Source organism: Zoogloea sp. (assembly GCF_044344315.1).
GTDB lineage: Bacteria > Pseudomonadota > Gammaproteobacteria > Burkholderiales > Rhodocyclaceae > Zoogloea.
Map to the genome: position 1 here is coordinate 1 of NZ_JBIJDC010000044.1, position 19,458 is coordinate 19,458.

The 19,458-nt window shown below is 62.5% G+C and carries 12 protein-coding genes; 10 read left to right on the forward strand and 2 right to left on the reverse strand.

The window, feature by feature from the left end:
• A partial coding sequence (gene guaA, locus ACIQ09_RS11285) for a glutamine-hydrolyzing GMP synthase (protein WP_398309394.1) occupies positions 1-981 on the reverse strand: 981 nt, incomplete at its 3' end.
• A 179-nt stretch (positions 982-1,160) separates the two neighbouring features.
• On the opposite strand from guaA, the gene ACIQ09_RS11290 reads away from it, so the two are divergent.
• From ACIQ09_RS11290 to ACIQ09_RS11325, 8 genes are all read left to right on the forward strand, one after another.
• Positions 1,161-4,013: an SNF2-related protein gene (locus ACIQ09_RS11290; RefSeq protein WP_398309397.1), complete on the forward strand. Its 2,853-nt coding sequence runs from the start codon at positions 1,161-1,163 to the stop codon at positions 4,011-4,013.
• Between the two features lie 212 nt (positions 4,014-4,225).
• The gene (locus ACIQ09_RS11295) at positions 4,226-5,329 is read left to right on the forward strand and encodes a Fic family protein (RefSeq protein WP_296403209.1); all 1,104 of its coding nucleotides are present in this window, start codon (positions 4,226-4,228) and stop codon (positions 5,327-5,329) included.
• Between the two features lie 43 nt (positions 5,330-5,372).
• Positions 5,373-8,642: a site-specific DNA-methyltransferase gene (locus ACIQ09_RS11300; RefSeq protein ID WP_398309402.1), complete on the forward strand. Its 3,270-nt coding sequence runs from the start codon at positions 5,373-5,375 to the stop codon at positions 8,640-8,642.
• Positions 8,642-9,727, forward strand: a complete 1,086-nt coding sequence (locus ACIQ09_RS11305) for an AAA family ATPase (protein WP_398309405.1) — start codon at positions 8,642-8,644, stop codon at positions 9,725-9,727. Before ACIQ09_RS11300 ends, ACIQ09_RS11305 begins: the two co-directional genes overlap by 1 nt.
• Positions 9,724-10,332, forward strand: a complete 609-nt coding sequence (locus ACIQ09_RS11310) for a DUF4276 family protein (RefSeq protein ID WP_398309408.1) — start codon at positions 9,724-9,726, stop codon at positions 10,330-10,332. Before ACIQ09_RS11305 ends, ACIQ09_RS11310 begins: the two co-directional genes overlap by 4 nt.
• Positions 10,329-13,577, forward strand: coding sequence for a DEAD/DEAH box helicase family protein (locus tag ACIQ09_RS11315; RefSeq protein ID WP_398309410.1), 3,249 nt, complete (start codon positions 10,329-10,331; stop codon positions 13,575-13,577). Before ACIQ09_RS11310 ends, ACIQ09_RS11315 begins: the two co-directional genes overlap by 4 nt.
• A gap of 70 nt (positions 13,578-13,647) precedes the next feature.
• Positions 13,648-16,191: a DNA mismatch repair protein MutS gene (gene mutS / locus ACIQ09_RS11320; protein WP_398309413.1), complete on the forward strand. Its 2,544-nt coding sequence runs from the start codon at positions 13,648-13,650 to the stop codon at positions 16,189-16,191.
• Between the two features lie 10 nt (positions 16,192-16,201).
• Entirely contained in the window at positions 16,202-17,161 is a 960-nt protein-coding gene (locus ACIQ09_RS11325; protein WP_398309416.1) for a hypothetical protein, read from the forward strand.
• Positions 17,162-17,171: 10 nt separating this feature from the next.
• On the opposite strand, the gene ACIQ09_RS11330 is transcribed toward ACIQ09_RS11325, so the two are convergent.
• Positions 17,172-17,474 carry a hypothetical protein gene (locus ACIQ09_RS11330; protein WP_296575599.1) on the reverse strand — a complete coding sequence of 101 codons (303 nt, stop codon included), beginning with the start codon at positions 17,472-17,474 and terminating at the stop codon, positions 17,172-17,174.
• Positions 17,475-17,506: 32 nt separating this feature from the next.
• Between ACIQ09_RS11330 and ACIQ09_RS11335 the strand changes: the two genes are divergently transcribed.
• Together ACIQ09_RS11335 and ACIQ09_RS11340 are read left to right on the forward strand one after the other, a co-directional pair.
• On the forward strand, positions 17,507-18,292 hold the full coding sequence (locus ACIQ09_RS11335; RefSeq protein ID WP_398309419.1) for a fused MFS/spermidine synthase: 786 nt from the start codon (positions 17,507-17,509) through the stop codon (positions 18,290-18,292).
• On the forward strand, positions 18,289-19,392 hold the full coding sequence (locus ACIQ09_RS11340) for an NAD(P)/FAD-dependent oxidoreductase (protein WP_398309422.1): 1,104 nt from the start codon (positions 18,289-18,291) through the stop codon (positions 19,390-19,392). Before ACIQ09_RS11335 ends, ACIQ09_RS11340 begins: the two co-directional genes overlap by 4 nt.
• The last annotated feature ends 66 nt before the right edge of the window (positions 19,393-19,458 follow it).

The window sequence follows — 19,458 nt, forward strand, 5'->3', positions numbered from 1 at the left end:
CAGCCACTTCGCGCTGGGCAGCTTGGCCGCCTCGGCCTGGAAGACCTCGACGAACTCGCGGCCGATGATCTTGCGCTTGGCCTCCGGGTCGGACACGCCCTTGAGGTGCCCCATGAACTGCTCGGTGGCATCCACGTGGATGACCTTGACGCCCAGGTTGCGGGCGAACATCTGCATGACCATCTCGCCTTCATTGAGGCGCAGCAGGCCGTTGTCCACGAACACACAGGTCAGCTGGTCGCCAATCGCCTTGTGCAGCAGGGCGGCAACCACGGAAGAGTCAACACCGCCGGACAGGCCGAGGATCACCTCATCCTTGCCCACCTGGGCGCGCACCTTCTCGATGGCTTCATTCACGTAGTCGGGCATGTTCCAGTCGTGCTGGCAGCCGCAGATCTCGTGAACGAAGCGGGCAATCATCTCCTTGCCCTTGATGGTGTGGGTGACTTCCGGGTGGAACTGCACCGCGTAGAACTTGCGCACCTCGTCGGCCATGGCGGCCAGCGGGGTGGACTCATTGGAGGCGATCACCTTGAAGCCCGGCGGCAGCTCGGTGACCTTGTCACCGTGGCTCATCCACACATCCAGCAGGCCGTGGCCTTCGTCGTTGGTCCGGTCCTGGATGTTGCGGAACAGCTCGGAATGGCCCCGGGCGCGGATCTCGGCGTAGCCGAACTCCCGCTTGCCGGAGCTCTCCACCTTGCCGCCCAGCTGGGCCGCCATGGTCTGCATACCGTAGCAAATGCCAAACACCGGCACCCCGATCTCGAACACCGCCATCGGCGCCTTCACCTCGCCCGCCTCGTACACCGAGTTGGGGCCGCCGGACAGGATGATCCCCTCGGGCGCAAAGCTGCGGATGAACTCATCCGACACATCGTAGGGATGGATTTCGCAGTACACCTGCTGCTCACGCACACGGCGAGCGATGAGCTGGGTGACCTGGGAGCCGAAATCGAGGATCAGGATTTTCTTGTGCACGGCGGAGTCCGGAGGGTGAAAACGGGAAGGCCGGCATTATAGCCCTTGCGCCCGGAGGGCGGGACGCCGTGGGCGGGCACTTCTGGCTGGTCTCGAGGGCGCGCAGGGACAGACCGGAGAAGCTTAAGACCAATGTACTATTCAATGGACTGCAAAAGGGGAATCGCTTGGCAAACGGAATGATCACAGCCTTTCACGGCAAGTACTACGCCTGGGAACTCACCCGTCGCCGCGCCGCCGGTGAAGAAGACCGAATTGCCCAGTCCCTCTTCGACGCCAGCGTAGACCTCAACCCACATCAAATCGATGCCGCACTGTTCGCGCTCAACAACCCCCTCAGCAGGGGCGTCGTCCTTGCCGACGAAGTCGGCCTGGGCAAGACAATCGAAGCAGCCCTGGTGCTTTGCCAACTGTGGGCTGAACGCAAGCGCCGTTTGATCGTCATCTGCCCAGCCGCCCTGCGTAAACAATGGGCGCTCGAACTCAGTGAGAAATTCAATCTCCCCACTGAAGTCCTTGACGCCCGCACTTGGAAAGACCTTCAGCAGCGCGGCATCTACGACCCCTTCAACCGCGACGTAATCAGCATCTGCTCCTACCACTTCTCTACCCGGATGGAGCAGGCTATCGGCAACATTCCTTGGGACGCCATCGTCATCGACGAAGCGCACAAACTGCGCAACGCCCACCGCAAGAGCCACGCCACCGGCCAGAGCCTCAAGCGTTCGCTGGCTGGACGCAAGAAGCTACTGCTCACAGCCACCCCGCTACAGAACTCCCTGATGGAGCTTTACGGGCTCACCTCGCTGATCGACGAGGAGATCTTCGGCGATGAACGCAGCTTTCGCTCCCGCTACGGCAACATCGACGGCGACCTGCAGGCATTGCGCCGCCGTCTCCTTCCCTTCATCAAACGCACCCTGCGCAAAGACGTCCTCGAATACGTCCCTTACACCCGGCGCCATGCCCTGACCACACCCTTCAAGCCCAGCGAAGACGAATATCGTCTCTACGAGCTGGTCTCGACCTACCTGCAACGAGAGTTCAGCTACGGCTTCCCCCAACGGCAAAAACATCTGGTCGGGCTGATCCTGCGCAAACTGCTCGCCTCCTCGACCGAAGCCATCACCGCCACGCTGGAAGCCATCCGCAACCGCCTGCAAAAGCTGCTCGACAAGCAAAGCATCGATGAGGAGTGGTTCGCCCACCTGGTCGAAGATGACGACCTTGAGGACGAATTGCTCGAAGCCGCCGAAGACGAAGCACTGGAAAGCCAAGGCAACCCGGAAGGCATCGACTACACGCTACTCAAACAGGAGCTTGCCGAACTCGACCGCTATCTGGCCCTAGCCCGCACCATCCGCGAAGACCAGAAGTCCCACGCACTGCTCCATGCACTCCAGCAAGGCTTCGAACGCATGCAAGGCATGGGCGCTGCCCGCAAGGTGGTGATCTTCACCGAATCCCGACGCACCCAGGACTACCTCGCCCGCTTCCTCGAAGCCCAGGGCTACGCCGGCAAGGTCATCACCTTCAGCGGCACTAACAATACCCAGAGCGCCACCGGCGTCTACCAACGCTGGCTGGCCAAATTCAGCGGTAGTGACCGCGTCACCGGTTCGCCCGCCATAGACCGCCGCACCGCGCTGATCGACCATTTCCGCGCCGATGCCGAAATCCTCATCGCCACCGAAGCCGCCGCGGAGGGCGTCAACCTTCAGTTCTGCTCGCTGCTCGTCAATTACGACCTGCCCTGGAACCCGCAACGGGTCGAGCAGCGTATCGGCCGATGCCATCGTTACGGCCAGCAGTTCGACGTGGTCGTCATCAACTTCCTCAACCAGCGCAACGCAGCCGACCAGCGCGTGCTGGAACTGCTGCAAGACAAATTTCACCTCTTCGACGGCGTCTTCGGTGCTTCCGATCAGATTCTCGGCCAGATCGAAAGCGGCATCGACTTTGAAAAACGCATTGCCGAAATCTACGACCGCTGCCGCACCCCGGCCGCCATCGAAGCCGCTTTCGCCACCCTGCGTGCCGAACTCGAAGAAGACATCCAGGCCCGCATGGCCCATACCGAGCAACTTCTGCTCGAACACTTCGATGCCGACATTCACGACCTGCTACGCAGCCAGAAAGAAAAAGCCGAAAGCCAGCTCGACCGCATCACCCGCTATTTCTGGAAGCTCACCCAACTGATCCTGGCCGGACACGCCCGCTTCGACCCCCAGACGCTTGCCTTCACCCTGCAAACCCCGCCGCTGCTGGCCGCACCCGCTGGCCTCTACCACCTGATCCGCAAGGGTCAGACACCTCCCGACCACGCACGCATCTATCGCCTGACCCACCCCCTCGGCGAATACGTTCTCGAACGCGGCCGTAATCTGGAAGCCCCCCTTGCCCACCTGCATTTCGACCCCAGCAGCCAAAAACCGCGTATCGCCATGCTCGAACAACTGGCCGGGCAAAGCGGATGGCTGCAACTCAACCTGCTCGAACTCGACAGCTTCCAGCGCGAGGAACACCTGGTATTCACCGCGCAGAACGACGCCGGCCAAATCCTGGAACAGGAAATCTGCGAAAGACTCTTCCAGATCGCCGCCGAAACCCGGCCGCTGGAGAGCCTGGCGCCGCCCGACAGCCTCGCCGGCAATACCCGCCAGCAACTGCAAGCCGCCCTTGCCCGCGCCCTCGAACAAAACGATCAGTACTTCCAGCAGGAACGGGAAAAGCTCGACGCCTGGGCCGAAGACCGCATCCTCGCCGCCGAACAGGTGCTCCAAGACACCAAGCTCAAACTCAAGGCCTTGAAGCGTCAGGCACGCACCGCCATGAGCATGGACGAAGCCCGTCGCCTGCAAGAAGAAACTCGCAAGGTCGAAGCCGAACAACGCCGGCAGCGCCAAGCCATCTTTGAAGTGGAAGACGACATCGAGGCCAAGCGCGATGCCCTGATCGCGGCCCTGGAAAAAAGACTGCACCAGGCCAGCAACACCCGCGAGCTATTCACGATTCGGTGGTCGGTCGGCTAAACGACAAGGTGTCGATGAACCCGAGTTTCATCGACACGTATTTTCGATATGTCGTCGCCGTCGACATGAGGCAAAATAGCGTATTAAAAATCGTGTTTCGCCATACAAAACCAGCTTGTTCATCATCCGCAACACACAAACTGATTTGCGTATTGGCTGAGCTCATTGACGATACGCAACAGCCTTAGTCTCTTGCCAACGATACACAAAGCATGCAGCCCTACGAGCCCACCCCGCTACCACCCTCAGGCATCAACATCGCCCAGCTGGTTACGCTGGTCGGTGAAGCCAATGCGGCGCTCGCCCGTTACGACGGTCTGCTGCACGGCATGGTCAACCCGGCGGTCATGCTCTCGCCGCTGACCAACCAGGAAGCGGTACTCTCCTCCAAGATCGAGGGCACCCAGGCCACCGTCGAGGAAGTGCTGGAGCACGAAGCCGGCCAGGAATACGACGCCCACAAGGAAGCCGACATTCAGGAAATCCTGAACTACCGGCAAGCCCTGACCCTGGCCGCCGATACCCTGCGCGAACGCCCGCTACGCCTTGGCCTCGTCAAGGCCTTGCACAAAACCCTGATGGACAGCGTGCGTGGCCAGGACAAGGAGCCCGGGGAATTCCGCAAGACCCAGAACTGGATCGGCCCCTACGGTTGCACGCAGGAAACCGCCACCTTCGTCCCGCCCAACCCACTGCAACTCCCCGACCACCTGGAAGCCTGGGCGCGTTACCTGGAAAGCGACGACGTAGACCCGCTGCTGCAAACCGCCATCGTCCACGCCCAGTTTGAAATCCTGCACCCCTTCAAGGACGGAAACGGCCGCATCGGCCGCCTGCTGATTCCTCTCTTCCTGTATAGCAAGGGGCGGCTCTCGACGCCGATGTTCTACCTCTCCGCCTATCTGGAGGCCAACCGCCCGGAATACTACGCACGACTGGCCGCCATCACCCGCGACAACGACTGGACCGGCTGGACCGCCTTCTTCCTGCACGCCATCGCCGAGCAGGCCAAGACCAACATCGTCCGCGTACAGGCCATCCTCGCCCTGTACGAACGCATGAAGACCCAGGTGCGCGACATCACCCGCTCGCAACACAGCGCCCAGATCGTCGACGCCCTGTTCGACCGGCCCATCTTCCGCATCGGCGACTTCGCCATCCGCGCCCACATCCCCAAGCCCACCGCCCATCCGCTGCTTAAACAGCTACAGGAAGCCGGGCTACTCAAGCAACTGCGTGAAGGCGCCGGGCGTCGCCCGGCCATCCTCGCATTCCCCGAACTCCTGAACATCGCCGAAGGCCGCGCCGTCCTGTGAATCCCCCTGCAGGCCGCCAAGAACCACTCAAGATCGAGACACCATGAGCCAATACAAGGAAAAATTCGTTGCCCTGCTCGAAGAGCTGTTCCAGCTCAACCAGCCGGAACTGGACTTTGGCCTCTACCGCATCCTGCATGCCCGCAGCCGCCAGATCAAAGCCTTCATCCAGAACGAACTCTCCGCCGAAATCGACAAGGTCTTTGCCGGCCAATACCAAACCAGCGTCCACGACCAGCTTCACGCCGCACGCCTCAAAATCGAGCAAACCCTCGGCGACTACGCGCTGGAAGCCAACGGCGACATCAAACCCGAATACGCCAAAACCAAGATCGGCCAGGAATACGAAACCATCCGCCAGCAAGCCCAGCAAGGCGGCGGGCCGCTCGCTGACGACGCGCAAATCTACGACCACCTCTACCGCTTCTTCAGCCGCTACTACGACAAGGGCGACTTCATGTCGCGCCGCTACTTCGTCGCCGAAAACGACAGCCGCGCCCTACCCTACGCCATCCCCTACGACGGCCGCGAAGTCATGCTGCACTGGGCCAACAAGGACCAGTACTACATCAAATCCAGCGAATACCTGGCCAACTTCACCGTCGACCTCGCCGCCGCGCAAAAAATCGCCGGTCAGGGTGGCCAGGCCGGCTTCGACTTTGCCGCGCCGGCAGAAAGCCTGACCGTCCACTTCCGCCTCGCTGCCGCCAGCGAAGGCGAACACAACAACGTCAAGGAAGGCCAGGAACGCTACTTCCTCATCCACAGCCCGGAACCGGTCAAGCTCGAAACCAACGCGCAAGGCCAGACCGAACTCGTCATCCAGTTCCAATACCGCCCCGACCCGGACAAAACCGGCCAGGCCGGCACCTGGCAGCAAAAGCGCCTGAACGAGGCCGAAACCGCCATCCAGGCCGCGCTGACCAAGCTGCCCGAAGCCGAAACCCACCGCACTGCGCTGACCACCCCGGCGCCCACCGACAAGCAGCCCTACCGCACGCTGCTCGGCAAATACCTGGGCCAATACACCAGCCGCAACACCATGGATTACTTCATCCACAAGAACCTGGGCGGCTTCCTGCGGCGCGAGCTGGATTTCTACATCAAGAACGAGATCATGCGCCTCGACGACATCGAAAACGCCGAAGCGCCCCGAGTCGAGAGCTACCTGAAGAAACTGCAAAGCCTGCGCAAGATCGCCCGCCGCATCATCGACTTCCTCGCCCAGATCGAGGATTTTCAGAAGAAGCTGTGGCTGAAGAAGAAGTTCGTCGTCGAGACTAATTACTGCATCACGCTGGACCGTATCCCCGAAGCCCTCTACCCGGAAATCGCCACCAATGACGCACAGCGGGAGGAATGGGTACGGCTGTTTGCGATTGATGAAATCGTCGAGGACACCACGACACCGGGGTATTCGGTACCGCTGAAGGTGGAGTTTCTGCGGGCGAATCGGTTTCTTACGGTCGACACAGCTTTGGTTGGCGAAAATTTAAAGGCCGCTCTGTTGGCAAGTCAGGAAAACCTGGATGAAACCCTTAATGGACTGTTGATCCACTCAGACAACTTTCATGCACTGAATCTGATGCGCAGAAAACTACGCGAGCAAATTCGTTGCATTTACATCGACCCGCCATATAACACGGGCTCCGATGGCTTTCTTTACCGGGATGCCTACCGTCACTCATCATGGCTGTCGATGATGGATGACCGCCTACAGCTTAGCCACGAACTGGCCGACGAGAATGCAGCACTGTTTGTTTCGCTGGACGACAACGAGCAAGCGGCTTTCAAGCGTTTGGCAGATGGACGTTGGGGGGAAGAAAACTTCATTGCCACGGCCATCTGGCAAAAAATTTATTCGCCGAAAAACTCGGCCCGGCATTTTTCGGAAGACCATGACTTCGTGTTGGTCTATGCGAAAAATGCTGAAACCTGGGCCCCATTTCTCCTTCCTCGCACAGTTGAAATGGAAGCACGCTACAGCAATCGTGACAACGACCCACGCGGCCCATGGAAGCCCGGCGATCTTTCGGCGCGAAACCCCTATAGCGAAGGGCGCTACTCCATAACTTGCCCATCTGGCAAAGTTATTCCGGGGCCTCCGCCCGGCCGCTACTGGGTAATATCAAGACAAAAATTTGATGAACTCGACAGCGACAATCGAATCTGGTGGGGTGAGGACGGCAATAACATGCCGTCAATCAAGCGCTTCCTTACCGAAGTTAAACAAGGCCGCGTCCCCCAAACCATCTGGCCTTATTCCGAAGTCGGCCATACGCAGGATGCAAAAAAGGAAATGCTGGCCTGCATCGGCCTGCAAGGCGACGAGATCGTTTTCCAGACACCAAAGCCGACCGCGCTGCTGAGTCGCGTACTGGCCCTGGCGACGAATCAGGAGTCTCGCCCATGGGTGCTGGACTATTTCGCCGGCTCGGGAACAACTGCCCACGCCGTCATCCAGAAGAACCGCAACGATGGTGGTCAGCGCCGCTATGCAATGGTCGAAATGGGCGAGTATTTTGACCAATTGGTACTGCCACGCACCAAGAAGGCCGGCTACTCGAAAGACTGGAAAAACGGCAAACCCGTCTCCCGTGACGGTATCAGCCACTGTTTCAAATACCTACGCCTCGAATCCTACGAAGACACCCTGAACAATCTGCTGCTGCCGAAAAATCCTGTGGTCGACGTCGAAAACCCGCAAAATTCCGACCTCGCCCGGGATTACCTGCTCAAGTACTGGCTCGACTTCGAGACCGCCGGCAGCCCCAGCCTGCTCAACGTGCGCCAGTTTGCCGACCCGACGGCCTACTGCCTCAAGATCAAGCAGCCGGGCAGCGAAGCGCAGGTGGAAAAGCAGGTGGACCTGATCGAAACCTTCAGCTGGTTGATCGGCCTGCACGTCGCCCAACTCGACCGGCCGCGCCGCTACGCCGCCGAGTTGGTGCAAACCGTCGATCCCGACCTGCCCAAGGATCAGGACACGCGCTGGACCTGCGCGCGCATCGACGAGCAGGACGAGGGCGAATTCTGGTTCCGCTGGGTGGAAGGCCATGTGCTGGCCGTGCCCGGCGACGAGACTTCGCGCCAGCGCGTGCTGGTGCTCTGGCGCAAGCTCACCAGCGACGCCGGCCGCGACCAGGCGGTGCTGGAAGCCTATCTGGCGAAGAAGAAGCTCAACCCGCTGGAAAGCGAGTTCGAGACCATCTACATCAACGGCAGCCACGCCCTGCCCAGCGACGGCAATGCCGCCACCCGCGTGCGCCTGATCGAAGAAACCTTCGCCCAACGGATGTGGGAGGACGCGTAATGAGCACTTTGGGTCGTTTGCAGCACATCAAGCTCAAGGGCTTCCGCTCGATCCGCGAACTGGACCTGGACCTGGCCCCGCTCAACGTGCTGATCGGCGCCAACGGCGCCGGCAAGTCCAATTTCATCAGCGTCTTCAAGTTCATGAACAAGCTGCTGGATAAGGATTTGCAGTTGTATGTGGCGCAACAGGGGGGGGCGAACAGTTTGCTGTATTTCGGTAGGAAGACGACAGAAGCCATTGAAGTCGACCTGGGCTTCAACCCCTACTCCTACGACATTTCGCTGGTCCCCACCAAGGATGATCGGCTGGTTTTCGAACGGGAAGTTTTTGGTCTCAACCGCGGTTTGGATACACCCGATGGCGATTGGCTGAACTTCGTTACGGGTGCGGTTGCTACCAGCGAATCGCAATTGCCTGCGGATGATCCGCGTTCGGCAGGTGTGATCGATTGTATTTCCGACTGGAAGGTTCATCACTTCCACGACACCAGCGAAACCGCCAAGGTCAAGCTGGCGGCGAACATCCACGACAACACCCGACTGCGCCCACAAGGCGAGAATCTCGCTGCCTTCCTGTTCGGCATTCGGGAAACCAAGGCTTACGCCGACATCGTCGGCATGATCCAGCGCGTGGCGCCGTTCTTTCAGGATTTCGTCTTTCAACCCGAGCCCAAGGGGCAGATTCGCCTGCGCTGGAAGCACAAGGGCAGCGACGAGTATTTTGATGCCCATATGCTTTCCGACGGCACCTTGCGTTTCATCTGCCTGACGACCTTGCTGCTGCAACCCAATCTGCCCACCATCCTGCTGCTCGACGAGCCGGAACTCGGCCTGCACCCCTTCGCCATCCAGTTGCTGGCGGCCATGATGCGCTCGGCCAGCGCCAAGACGCAGATCATCGCCTCCACCCAATCGGTGACGCTGGCCAATGAGTTTGGCTGGCAGGACATCGTTGTCGTAGACCAAGTCGAAAACGCCTCGCGCTTCCGCCGCCTGGACGACGCGGAAGTCACCCAGTGGCTTGACGATTTCCGCATGGGCGAGCTTTGGGAAATGAATCTTCTGGGAGGAACTCCGGAATGATTCGCTTGGGAATCAGTGTCGAAGGCTCGACCGAACGGGAATTCGTTCATCAAGTCCTGAGCCCACATTTGCTGGCTTTCAACGTTTTTGCACGCGCCGTGGACTTGGGCGGAAATGTCAGTATCGACCGTATCCGCAGCCGCCTGCCAGCGATGTTTGGTAATTTCGAGCAGGTCAGTACCCTTTACGATTTCTATGGATTCAAGCGTCGCGGCAATCATGATCTTGCCAGCTTGACGACGGCTATCACGGAAGCCGTACCGGAACAGTCTCGCCGCCGGCTGACGCCCTACGTCCAGCTTCATGAATTCGAAGCGTTGCTGTTTGCCGTACCGAAGATCACCGTCGAACAACTCGGCGGCTCCACCGGGCACTTGCACGAAATGCAGCAGGCGGTTGCCGCAGCCGGCAACCCCGAAGCCGTCAACGACAGCCCGCAAACCAGCCCCTCTCACCGTTTGCACCATCTGTTCGGCACTACGTTCCAGAAGAAGATACATGGCCCCAAGATCATTGCCGCTGCCGGCCTGCCCGCCATCCGCGAACAGTGCCCGCGCTTCGATGCCTGGATCACCCGACTGGAAGCTCTGGGAGGTCAGGCATGAGCCGCGCGCCACGTAGCAGCAAGGCGCAGCCGCCGCTGGTCGTCAGCCATTTTCAGGAGGCATTGGTGCTCAACCAGTTTCTGGTTGGGCTGTTCGGTATCGACCCCCTGCATCCGCACACGGACAGCGGGCGCCAGGTACGGCCGCTGGAAATGCTCGCCAAGACCCTGCGCACGGTCGAGCCGGGTATCGCGCCCAATGGCAAGCACCGCTTTTTAGAAGCCCTGATCTCCCATCTGCCGACCAGTGCAGTGCTGACGCCCGCCGAGCTGACGCGCTACGACGCCAACCTGGTGGCACATACCCAGGCGATCAATGGCAAGCGCAAGCTAAAGGGCGAGATCGTCTGGAAGTACTTTCAGTGGTTGACACTGCTGTTTGTGGAAATCTACCTGGATCGCTATTTCAGCGACCGCCAGGGCTTGTGCGCGGCACTGAATGATTTTGTCGAACGCTTCAACCGTTTTCACGAAAAGCTAAAGCGCAGCACCGGCATTAGCCTTTATGCGGCCGACGACCTGAACAAACTGTGTCTGCAAAACGCCACCGGCAGTGGCAAGACGTTGCTGATGCACGTCAACCTGCGCCAGTTTGCCCACTACGCCCGCTGCACTGGCCAGGCCGATGCCTATAGCCGGGTGATCGTGCTTTCCCCCAACGAGCGTCTTTCCGAACAGCACGAACGGGAGCTGCGGGATAACGGCTTCTACCCTGAACCACTGCGCCAGGAAAGCGACCTCGCTTCACGCGGGCAAAGCGCGCTGGACATTCCGCTGCTCACCGAAATCACCAAGCTGGCCGACGAGCAGAAGGTGAAGCAGATGGCGGTGGACAGCTTTGGTGACGGCAACCTGCTGCTGGTGGACGAAGGCCACCGGGGCATGAGCGGCAGCGACTGGAAGGCCAAGCGCGACAAGCTGGCGGCACGAGGTTTTACCTTCGAGTATTCGGCGACCTTCAAACAGGCGGTGAAGGCGGCCAACGACAAGGTGCTGGCCGAGAGCTACGCCAAGGCGGTGCTGTTCGATTACAGCTATCGCTATTTCTATGCCGACGGGTATGGCAAGGATTACCGTATTTTCAATCTCCCCAAGGACGAGCTGGCCCATAAGGACACCTACCTGACGGCGGCCTTGCTGGCTTTCTACCAGCAGTTGCGGATGTTTACCGAGGCGGGCAAGCGCTACGCCGGCTACAACCTGGAAAAACCACTGTGGGTCTTTGTGGGCGCCAGCGTGACCGGGCGCAAGGTGGATGAGGACAGCGTTTCGCCCTCCGACGTGGCGCAGATTCTCGACTTCTTGGCCCGCTTTCTGGCCCGCCGAGAGGAGTTCACCCGCCTGATCGGCCTAGTGCTCTCAGGCAACGGTCAACAAACCGGGCTGATGGACGCTCAGGGGCGCGATGTGTTCGTCAATTCCTTCCCCTATTTGCGGGATTTGAAGCTGGACGGCGCTGCCATTTACGCAGACATCTGCCAGCGCCTTTTCCATGCGCCGGGCGGCGGTCATCTGGTGGTGGAACGGGTCAAGGGAGACAGCGGCGAATTGCTGTTGAAAGTGGGCGAGGCAGAACAGGCCTTTGGCGTCATCAACGTGGGGGACGCGGCAGCGCTGGCCAAGCACGTGCAGGAAGAGCTGGAGCACAAACATTCACTGGCCGAGGTTCGCCCCAGCGAGTTTGGCGAAGCGGTTTTTGGAGACGTGCACAAGCCGGATTCGCCAATTCATCTCCTGGTGGGTTCGAAGAAGTTCATTGAGGGCTGGGATTGCTGGCGGGTTTCCAGCCTTGGCCTGATGCGCATGGGGCAAAGCGAAGGCGCCCAGATCATCCAGCTATTCGGGCGCGGCGTGCGCCTGAAGGGCAAGGACGTGAGCCTGATGCGCACCAGCCGCTACCAGCCGGTCAATCCGCCCCGCGATATCCATTTTCTGGAGACCTTGAACGTCTTTGGCGTGCAGGCAGATTTCATGGCGACCTTCCGCGATTTCCTGGAAAGCGAAGGGCTGCCGCCAAATGACGAACCGAAGGTGGAAACCATTACCCTCAACGTCACCCACGACTTTGGCCAGAATCTGAAGATCCTGCGCCCTCGTTTCCGGAAGGACACCCAGGAGCAATACGATTTCCGCAAGCACGGGCCAGTGGTCGAGTTCTCTCTCGCAAACCTGCCACCGGGCATGACGCAGAGAGGCGCGGTAGTCACCGTTGACCGCTTTCCGCGCCTGCAAATGCTGCAAGCCGGCGAGGTGACAAATGAGGCGGTGAATGCGGCCGACAGCACGCCGCGCCAATTCGACGCCCTGCGCCTCAAGCTGCTGGATTGGGATGCGCTGTGGTTCGACCTGGAACGTTTCCGCCGCCAACGACACCTGGACAACCTGACACTGAAGCACGACAAGCTTCGCTCACTGCTCGACACGCCGGACTGGTATCGCCTGGCCGCGCCTGCCCAGATGTGGCAGGCGAACATGAACAACCGGCGTCATTGGCAGTCGATGGCCTTTGAATTGCTGTCGATGGCACTGGAACGCAGCTTCAACCACCACAAACGGAAGTTCCTCGACCCGCGCATGGAAGTGGTTCCGCTGGAGAAAGGCCACGAAAACCTGCCCGGTGAGGAACACTACACGCTGGTGGTTGAGGCCAATGAGGATTACCTGATCCAGGATATCCGCCAGTTGAAAGCCGATCTGGCGGCCATTGGCTGGCGGACCAATGGCTATGTTCAGGGCTTGCGCCTGGGCGCTCACCTCTACGAACCCCTGCTCTACAGCGAGAAGGTGGCAATCCAGCCGGTCGCCCTCAACAGGTCAGAGTTCCAGTTCGTCAACGATCTGCGCCAATGGCTGCAAGCCCATGAGGACGACCTGCTGGAGCAGGGCAAGCGCCTGTTCCTGCTTCGCAATCTGGCCAAGCGCGGGGTGGGTTTTTTCGAGGCGGGGAATTTCTTCCCGGATTTCATCCTGTGGTGCGTTAGCCAGGACGGGAAGCAACGCATCAGCTTCATCGACCCACACGGGCTGGAGCACGAGGGGCCGGGCAGTGACAAAATCACTTTCAGTGAGAACATCAAACAGCTTGAACAGCGCCTGGGTGATGGCGACGTTGCGTTGGAGTCCTTCATTCTCTCGCCCTCAGCAAACCGGTTACGCCTCGAACATCTCTGGACTCACCAAGGCCATGCTCTGTGCCTGACTTGGACAAGCTGCATGTCCTGTTCATGCCTGAAGCCGATTATCTGAACAAGCTGCTGGCCACTGCTACTGCTTGAGGAATACGAATAGATTGAAATCAATGACTCAAGATCTGTCGATGCACACTCCCATGATGCAGCAGTACCTCCGCATCAAGCAGGACCACCCCGACACCCTCCTCTTCTACCGCATGGGCGACTTCTACGAGTTGTTCTTCGAGGACGCGGAGAAGGCCGCGCGCTTGATGGACATCACGCTGACCACCCGCGGCGCATCGGCCGGGCAGCCGATCAAGATGGCCGGGGTGCCGCATCATGCGCTGGAGCAATACCTGGCGCGGCTGGTGAAGCTGGGGGAGTCGGTGGTGATCGCCGAGCAGGTGGGCGACCCGGGGGCGACCAAGGGGCCGATGGAGCGGGCAGTGGCGCGGATCGTCACACCGGGCACGCTCACCGATGCGGCGCTGCTGGATGACAAGGCCGATGCGCCGCTGCTGGCGGTCAATCTGCACCGGGGGGTGCTGGGGCTGGCCTGGCTCAACCTGGCCAACGGGGATTTCCGGGTGCTGGAGTGCGATGCGCCCCAGCTGGCGGCCCAGTTCGAGCGCCTGCGCCCGGCCGAGGTGCTGATTCCCGACGGGCTGCGCCTGCCGTTGCTGGAGCATCTGGCCCCCAGCCTGCGCCGCCTGGCCGACTGGCAGTTTGATGCCGAGACGGCGCGGCGCCTGCTCACCACCCACTTTGGCACCCGCGATCTGGCTGGCTTCGGCGCCGACGAGATGCCGGTGGCCCTGGCCGCGGCGGCGGCCCTGTTTGATTACGCCCGCGCCACCCAGCGCCAGGCCCTGGCCCATATCACGGCGCTCACGGCCGAGCGCGACAGCGCCTTCCTGCGCCTGGACGCGGCCACCCGGCGCAATCTGGAGATCACCGAGACCCTGCGCGGCGAGGCTGCGCCCACCCTGCTTTCCCTGCTCGACACCTGCGCCACCAGCATGGGCTCGCGCTGGCTGCGCCACGCCCTGCACCACCCCCTGCGTGACCGGAGCGCCGCCGCCCATCGCCACATGGCCGTGGCCGAGCTGGGCGAAGGCCCGGTGGAACCGGTGCGGCGCACCCTGCGTGGCGTGTCGGACGTGGAGCGCATCACCGCCCGGGTGGCCCTGCGCAGCGCCCGCCCGCGGGATCTGTCCGCCCTGCGCGACAGCCTTGGCCGTCTGGCCGAGCTGCGCGCCGCCCTGGGCAGCCCCCAGGCACCGCTGCTGGAGCGCATGCTCGAAGAGCTCGCCACGCCCGACGAAGCCCTGGATCTGCTGACCCGCGCCATTGCCGCCGAACCCTCCACCGTGCTGCGGGACGGTGGCGTAATTGCCGAAGGTTTCGATGCCGACCTGGACGAGCTGCGCGGCATCCAGACCAACTGCGGCGCCTTCCTGCTGGAGCTGGAAGCCCGGGAGCGGGAGCGCACCGGCATTCCCAACCTCAAGGTGGAGTTCAACCGGGTCCACGGCTTCTACATCGAGATCTCCGCCGCCAACGCTGCCAAGGGCGAGCTGCCCGACGACTACCGCCGCCGCCAGACCCTGAAGAACGCCGAGCGCTTCATCACCCCGGAGCTCAAGGCCTTCGAGGACAAGGCCCTGTCGGCCCAGGAGCGCGCCCTGGCCCGGGACAAGCTGCTCTACGAGGGCGTGCTCGACGCCCTCGCCGCCGACATTCCGCGCTTCCAGCGCATCGCCCGGGCCTGCGCCCTGCTCGATGGCCTGTCGGCCTTTGCCGAAGCCGCCGCCCGCTACAACTACGCCATGCCCCGCTTCAGCGACCAGCCGGGCATCGAGATCCAGGCCGGGCGCCACCCGGTGGTGGAGCGGCAGGTGGAAAACTTCATCGCCAACGACTGCCGCCTCGACCCCACCCGGCGCATGCTGCTGATCACCGGCCCCAACATGGGCGGTAAATCCACCACCATGCGTCAGGTGGCGCTGATCGTGCTGCTGGCCCACGTGGGCTGCTTCGTACCGGCCAGCGCCGCCCGCATCGGGCCGGTGGATGCGATCTTCACCCGCATCGGCGCATCGGACGACCTGGCCTCCGGGCGCTCCACTTTCATGGTCGAGATGACCGAGGCCGCCGCCATCCTCCACGGTGCCACCGACCAGAGCCTGGTGCTGATGGACGAGATCGGCCGCGGCACCTCCACCTTTGACGGGGTCGCCCTGGCCGTGGCCATTGCCCGCCATCTGCTGGACAAGAACCGCTGCTGGACCCTGTTCGCCACCCACTATTTCGAGCTGACCCGTCTGGCCCAGGACTATCCGGAATGCGCCAACGTGCACCTGGATGCGGTGGAGCACAACCACGGAATCGTCTTCCTGCACGCCCTGGAGGAAGGCCCCGCCAGCCAGAGCTACGGGATCGAAGTCGCCGCCCTGGCCGGCATTCCGGGTGCCGTGGTGCGCGACGCCAAGCGCCGCCTGCGCGCCCTGGAAAACCGCGAAATCTCCGCCGGCCCCCAGGCCGACCTGTTTGCCAGCCTGCCCGCAGATGAGCCCGAGCTGCCCGGCCATCCGGTGCTGGGCGCCCTGGCCGGGATCGACCCGGACGCCCTCAGCCCGCGGGAGGCCCTGGAAGCCCTCTACGAACTGAAGCGCCTGAGCGTCTGAAAAGCCGGTGATGCCCGCCCTGCGCCGCGCCACCCTCGCCCTGATCGCCAGCCTGTCGGCGCTGGCCGCGCATGCTGCCGAGCCCTTCAGCTTTGGCGTCCTGGGTGACACGCCCTACAACCGCTTCGAGCGCACCCACCTGCCGGCGGTGATCGCCGAGATGGACGCCGAGCCCCTCAAGGTGGTGATCCACGACGGCGACATCAAGAACGGCGGGGAGCGCTGCGACGATGCCATTTACGAGGACCGGCTGGCCCTGTTCGGAAGCAGTCACCATCCTTTTGTCTACGTGCCCGGTGACAACGACTGGACCGACTGTCATCGCACCAGCAACGGGGCCTACGACCCCCAGGAGCGCCTGGAAAAGCTGCGCGGGGTATTCTTTGCCAACCCCCGCAAAACCCACGGCCAGTACCCGATGGCAGTGGAAAGCCAGGCCGATGATGCGGCCTTTGCAGCCTACCGGGAGCACCAGCGCTGGCAGATCGGGCCAGTGCTCTTCCTGACGCTCAACGTGCCGGGCAGCGGCAACAACTACGGGCGCAAGAAGACGCCCGGGGCGGAATACCTGGCGCGCAGTGCAGCAGTCAAGGCGTGGATCGAGGCGGGCTTTGCCCGGGCCCGCAGTGCCGGGCTGGAGGGCGTGGTACTGGTGATGCAGGCCAACCCGGACATCGAGGATTTTGGTGATGGCAAGGGCAACCACGCCTATCGGGAGCTGCTGACCCAGCTGCTGGCCGAAACGCGCCGCTTTGCCGGCCAGGTGCTGCTGGTGCACGGCGACAGCCATGTGCATCGCATCGACACGCCCCTGCGCGACCCGAAGGACGGCTCCGCCGTGGGCAACTTCACCCGCGTGGAAACCTTCGGCTCGCCCTTCATGGGCTGGGTCAAAGTAGACGTGACGCCGGGCAGCACGCCCCTGTTCCGCCCCACCGGCCGGGCTTATTCACCCAAGACCGGTGACTGAGATGACTGCGCTACTGCTGTTTCGGGTTCATCCGTTCGCGCACGCTTTCCAGCGCCTTGCGCACGCCCTCGGCTGCAGCCTCAACGCCGTCGGTGGCGGCCGCCTCGCTGACCACGTGGTAGTGCAACACCAGCAGCCCGCGCAACTTCTCCCAGGCAAGGGGGTTGTCGGAGCTGCACATGCTCGAATCACCGCGCAGCACGGCTTCGGCAACGCCGGGCTCAAGCATACGCACGCCGCACAGTTGTGCCAGGCGGGCGATCTCCATGTCAATCGAGGCGAGCTCGCGGTTGAAGTGTTCGAAAGTGGTCATGTTCGACTCCAGGACGTCGCCGTGCGACGTTGTTGCAGTGCACTACAGAATACACCGGTTTTTCCATGAGCAATCCCATCGATATCAGTGAAGAGTCTGGCGTCCGCTACCTGCATTTCGGTTCCGACTGGGTGCAGGGCGCGATGCGCCTGCGCAAGCCGAACGCCCTTGAACTCACCTATACCCGCGAGATGATGGCCGGGCTGCTGTTCCGCGAAGCCCCCTGGCCGGCCCGCGTGCTGCTGATCGGCCTGGGCGCCGGCTCCCTGGCCAAGTTCGTCTACCACCACCTGCCCCAGGCAAGAGTCACGGTGGTGGAGATCGCCCCCGAGGTACATGCGGTGGCCCACCAGTACTTCCGCCTGCCGGACGAGGATGCGCGCTTTGAGGTGCATATCGGCGACGGAGCCGAGTTCATCCAGAACGATCCGCGCCAGTGGGATCTGATCGCCGTTGACGGCTTCGATCGCCACGCCCGGGCCGGCGCGCTGGCCACGCAGCCCTTCTATGCGGCATGCCGGGCGCGGCTGGCGGCGGACGGCGTCCTCAGTGTCAATCTTTTCGGGCAGCTGCGCGGATTCAAGACCCAGCTGCAGCGCCTCCGCAAGGCCTTCGACGGGCGGGTGCTGGATTTGCCCGAATGTGACAGCGGCAACGTCGTCGCCCTCGCCACGCCGGTGGGCGGGCAGCCCGTCGACCTGGCCACCCTGAAGACCCGTGCGGTGAATCTCAAGGCCGTCACCGGCCTGGATCTGCTGCCCACCGTGCGTCGGCTGGAGAAGTCCGGCGCCTGCCCGGATGGCAGTGTAAGGCTGTGAGCACACGGGCCGACTGCGTCGTCATCGGCGCCGGGGTGATCGGCCTGGCCTGCGCCCGGGCCCTGGCCCGTGCCGGACGCGAGGTGCTGATCCTTGAAGCGGCCGAGACCTTCGGCACCGGCATTTCCAGCCGCTCCAGCGAGGTGATCCACGCCGGCCTCTACTATCCGGCCGGCTCCCTGCGCGCCCGTCTGTGTCGGCCCGGCCGTGAGGCCCTGTACGCCTGGTGCGCCGAGCGGCATGTGCCCCATCGAAGGGTGGGCAAGCTGGTGGTGGCCACCTCGGCGGCACAGCTCCCGGTTCTGGACAACATCGCCCGCCAGGCCAGGGCCAATGGTGTAACCGGCGTTCGGCGCCTGGACGCGGCCGAGGCCCACTCACTGGAGCCCGCCCTGCGCTGCGTGGGCGCCCTGCTCTCTCCCGATACGGGCATTGTGGATAGCCACGCACTGATGCTGAGTCTGCTTGCCGACGCCGAGGCCGCTGGCGCCACCCTCGCCACCCATGCGCCGGTGGAGTCCATTGAATGCCGAGCCGATGGCCATGTGCTCGGGGTGGGCGGTGCCGAGCCCATGCACTTGCGCGCCAGCGTGGTGATCAACGCCGCCGGGCTGGGAGCGGTTCCGCTGGCCCGGCAGATGGGCGGTTTTCCGGCCGACCTGGTGCCGACGGCACGTTATGCCCGGGGCAACTACTTTGCCTTGCAGGGCCGCAGCCCCTTCACGCACCTGATCTATCCGGTGCCGGAAAGCGCCGGCCTTGGTGTGCACCTGACCCTGGATCTGGGCGGCCAGGCCCGTTTCGGACCCGATGTGGAGTGGGTGGACGAACCCGGCTACCAGGTGGACCCGGCCCGCGCCGAGGCCTTCTACCCCGCCGTGCGGCGCTACTGGCCGGGCCTGCCCGATGGTGCCCTGGTGCCGGCCTACGCCGGAATCCGGCCGAAGATCCACGGCCCGGACGAGCCGGCAGCCGACTTCATGCTCCTGGGGCCGGCAGACCATGGGGTGCCAGGGCTGGTACAACTTTTCGGGATCGAATCCCCCGGCCTGACCAGCTGCCTGGCCCTGGCGGATGCGGTAAGAGACGCGCTCGGCTGACCGTACCGCACAACTTGCAGGGGCGACTTGTAGGGGCGACTTCAGTCGCCCGCGGAGGCCAGACCA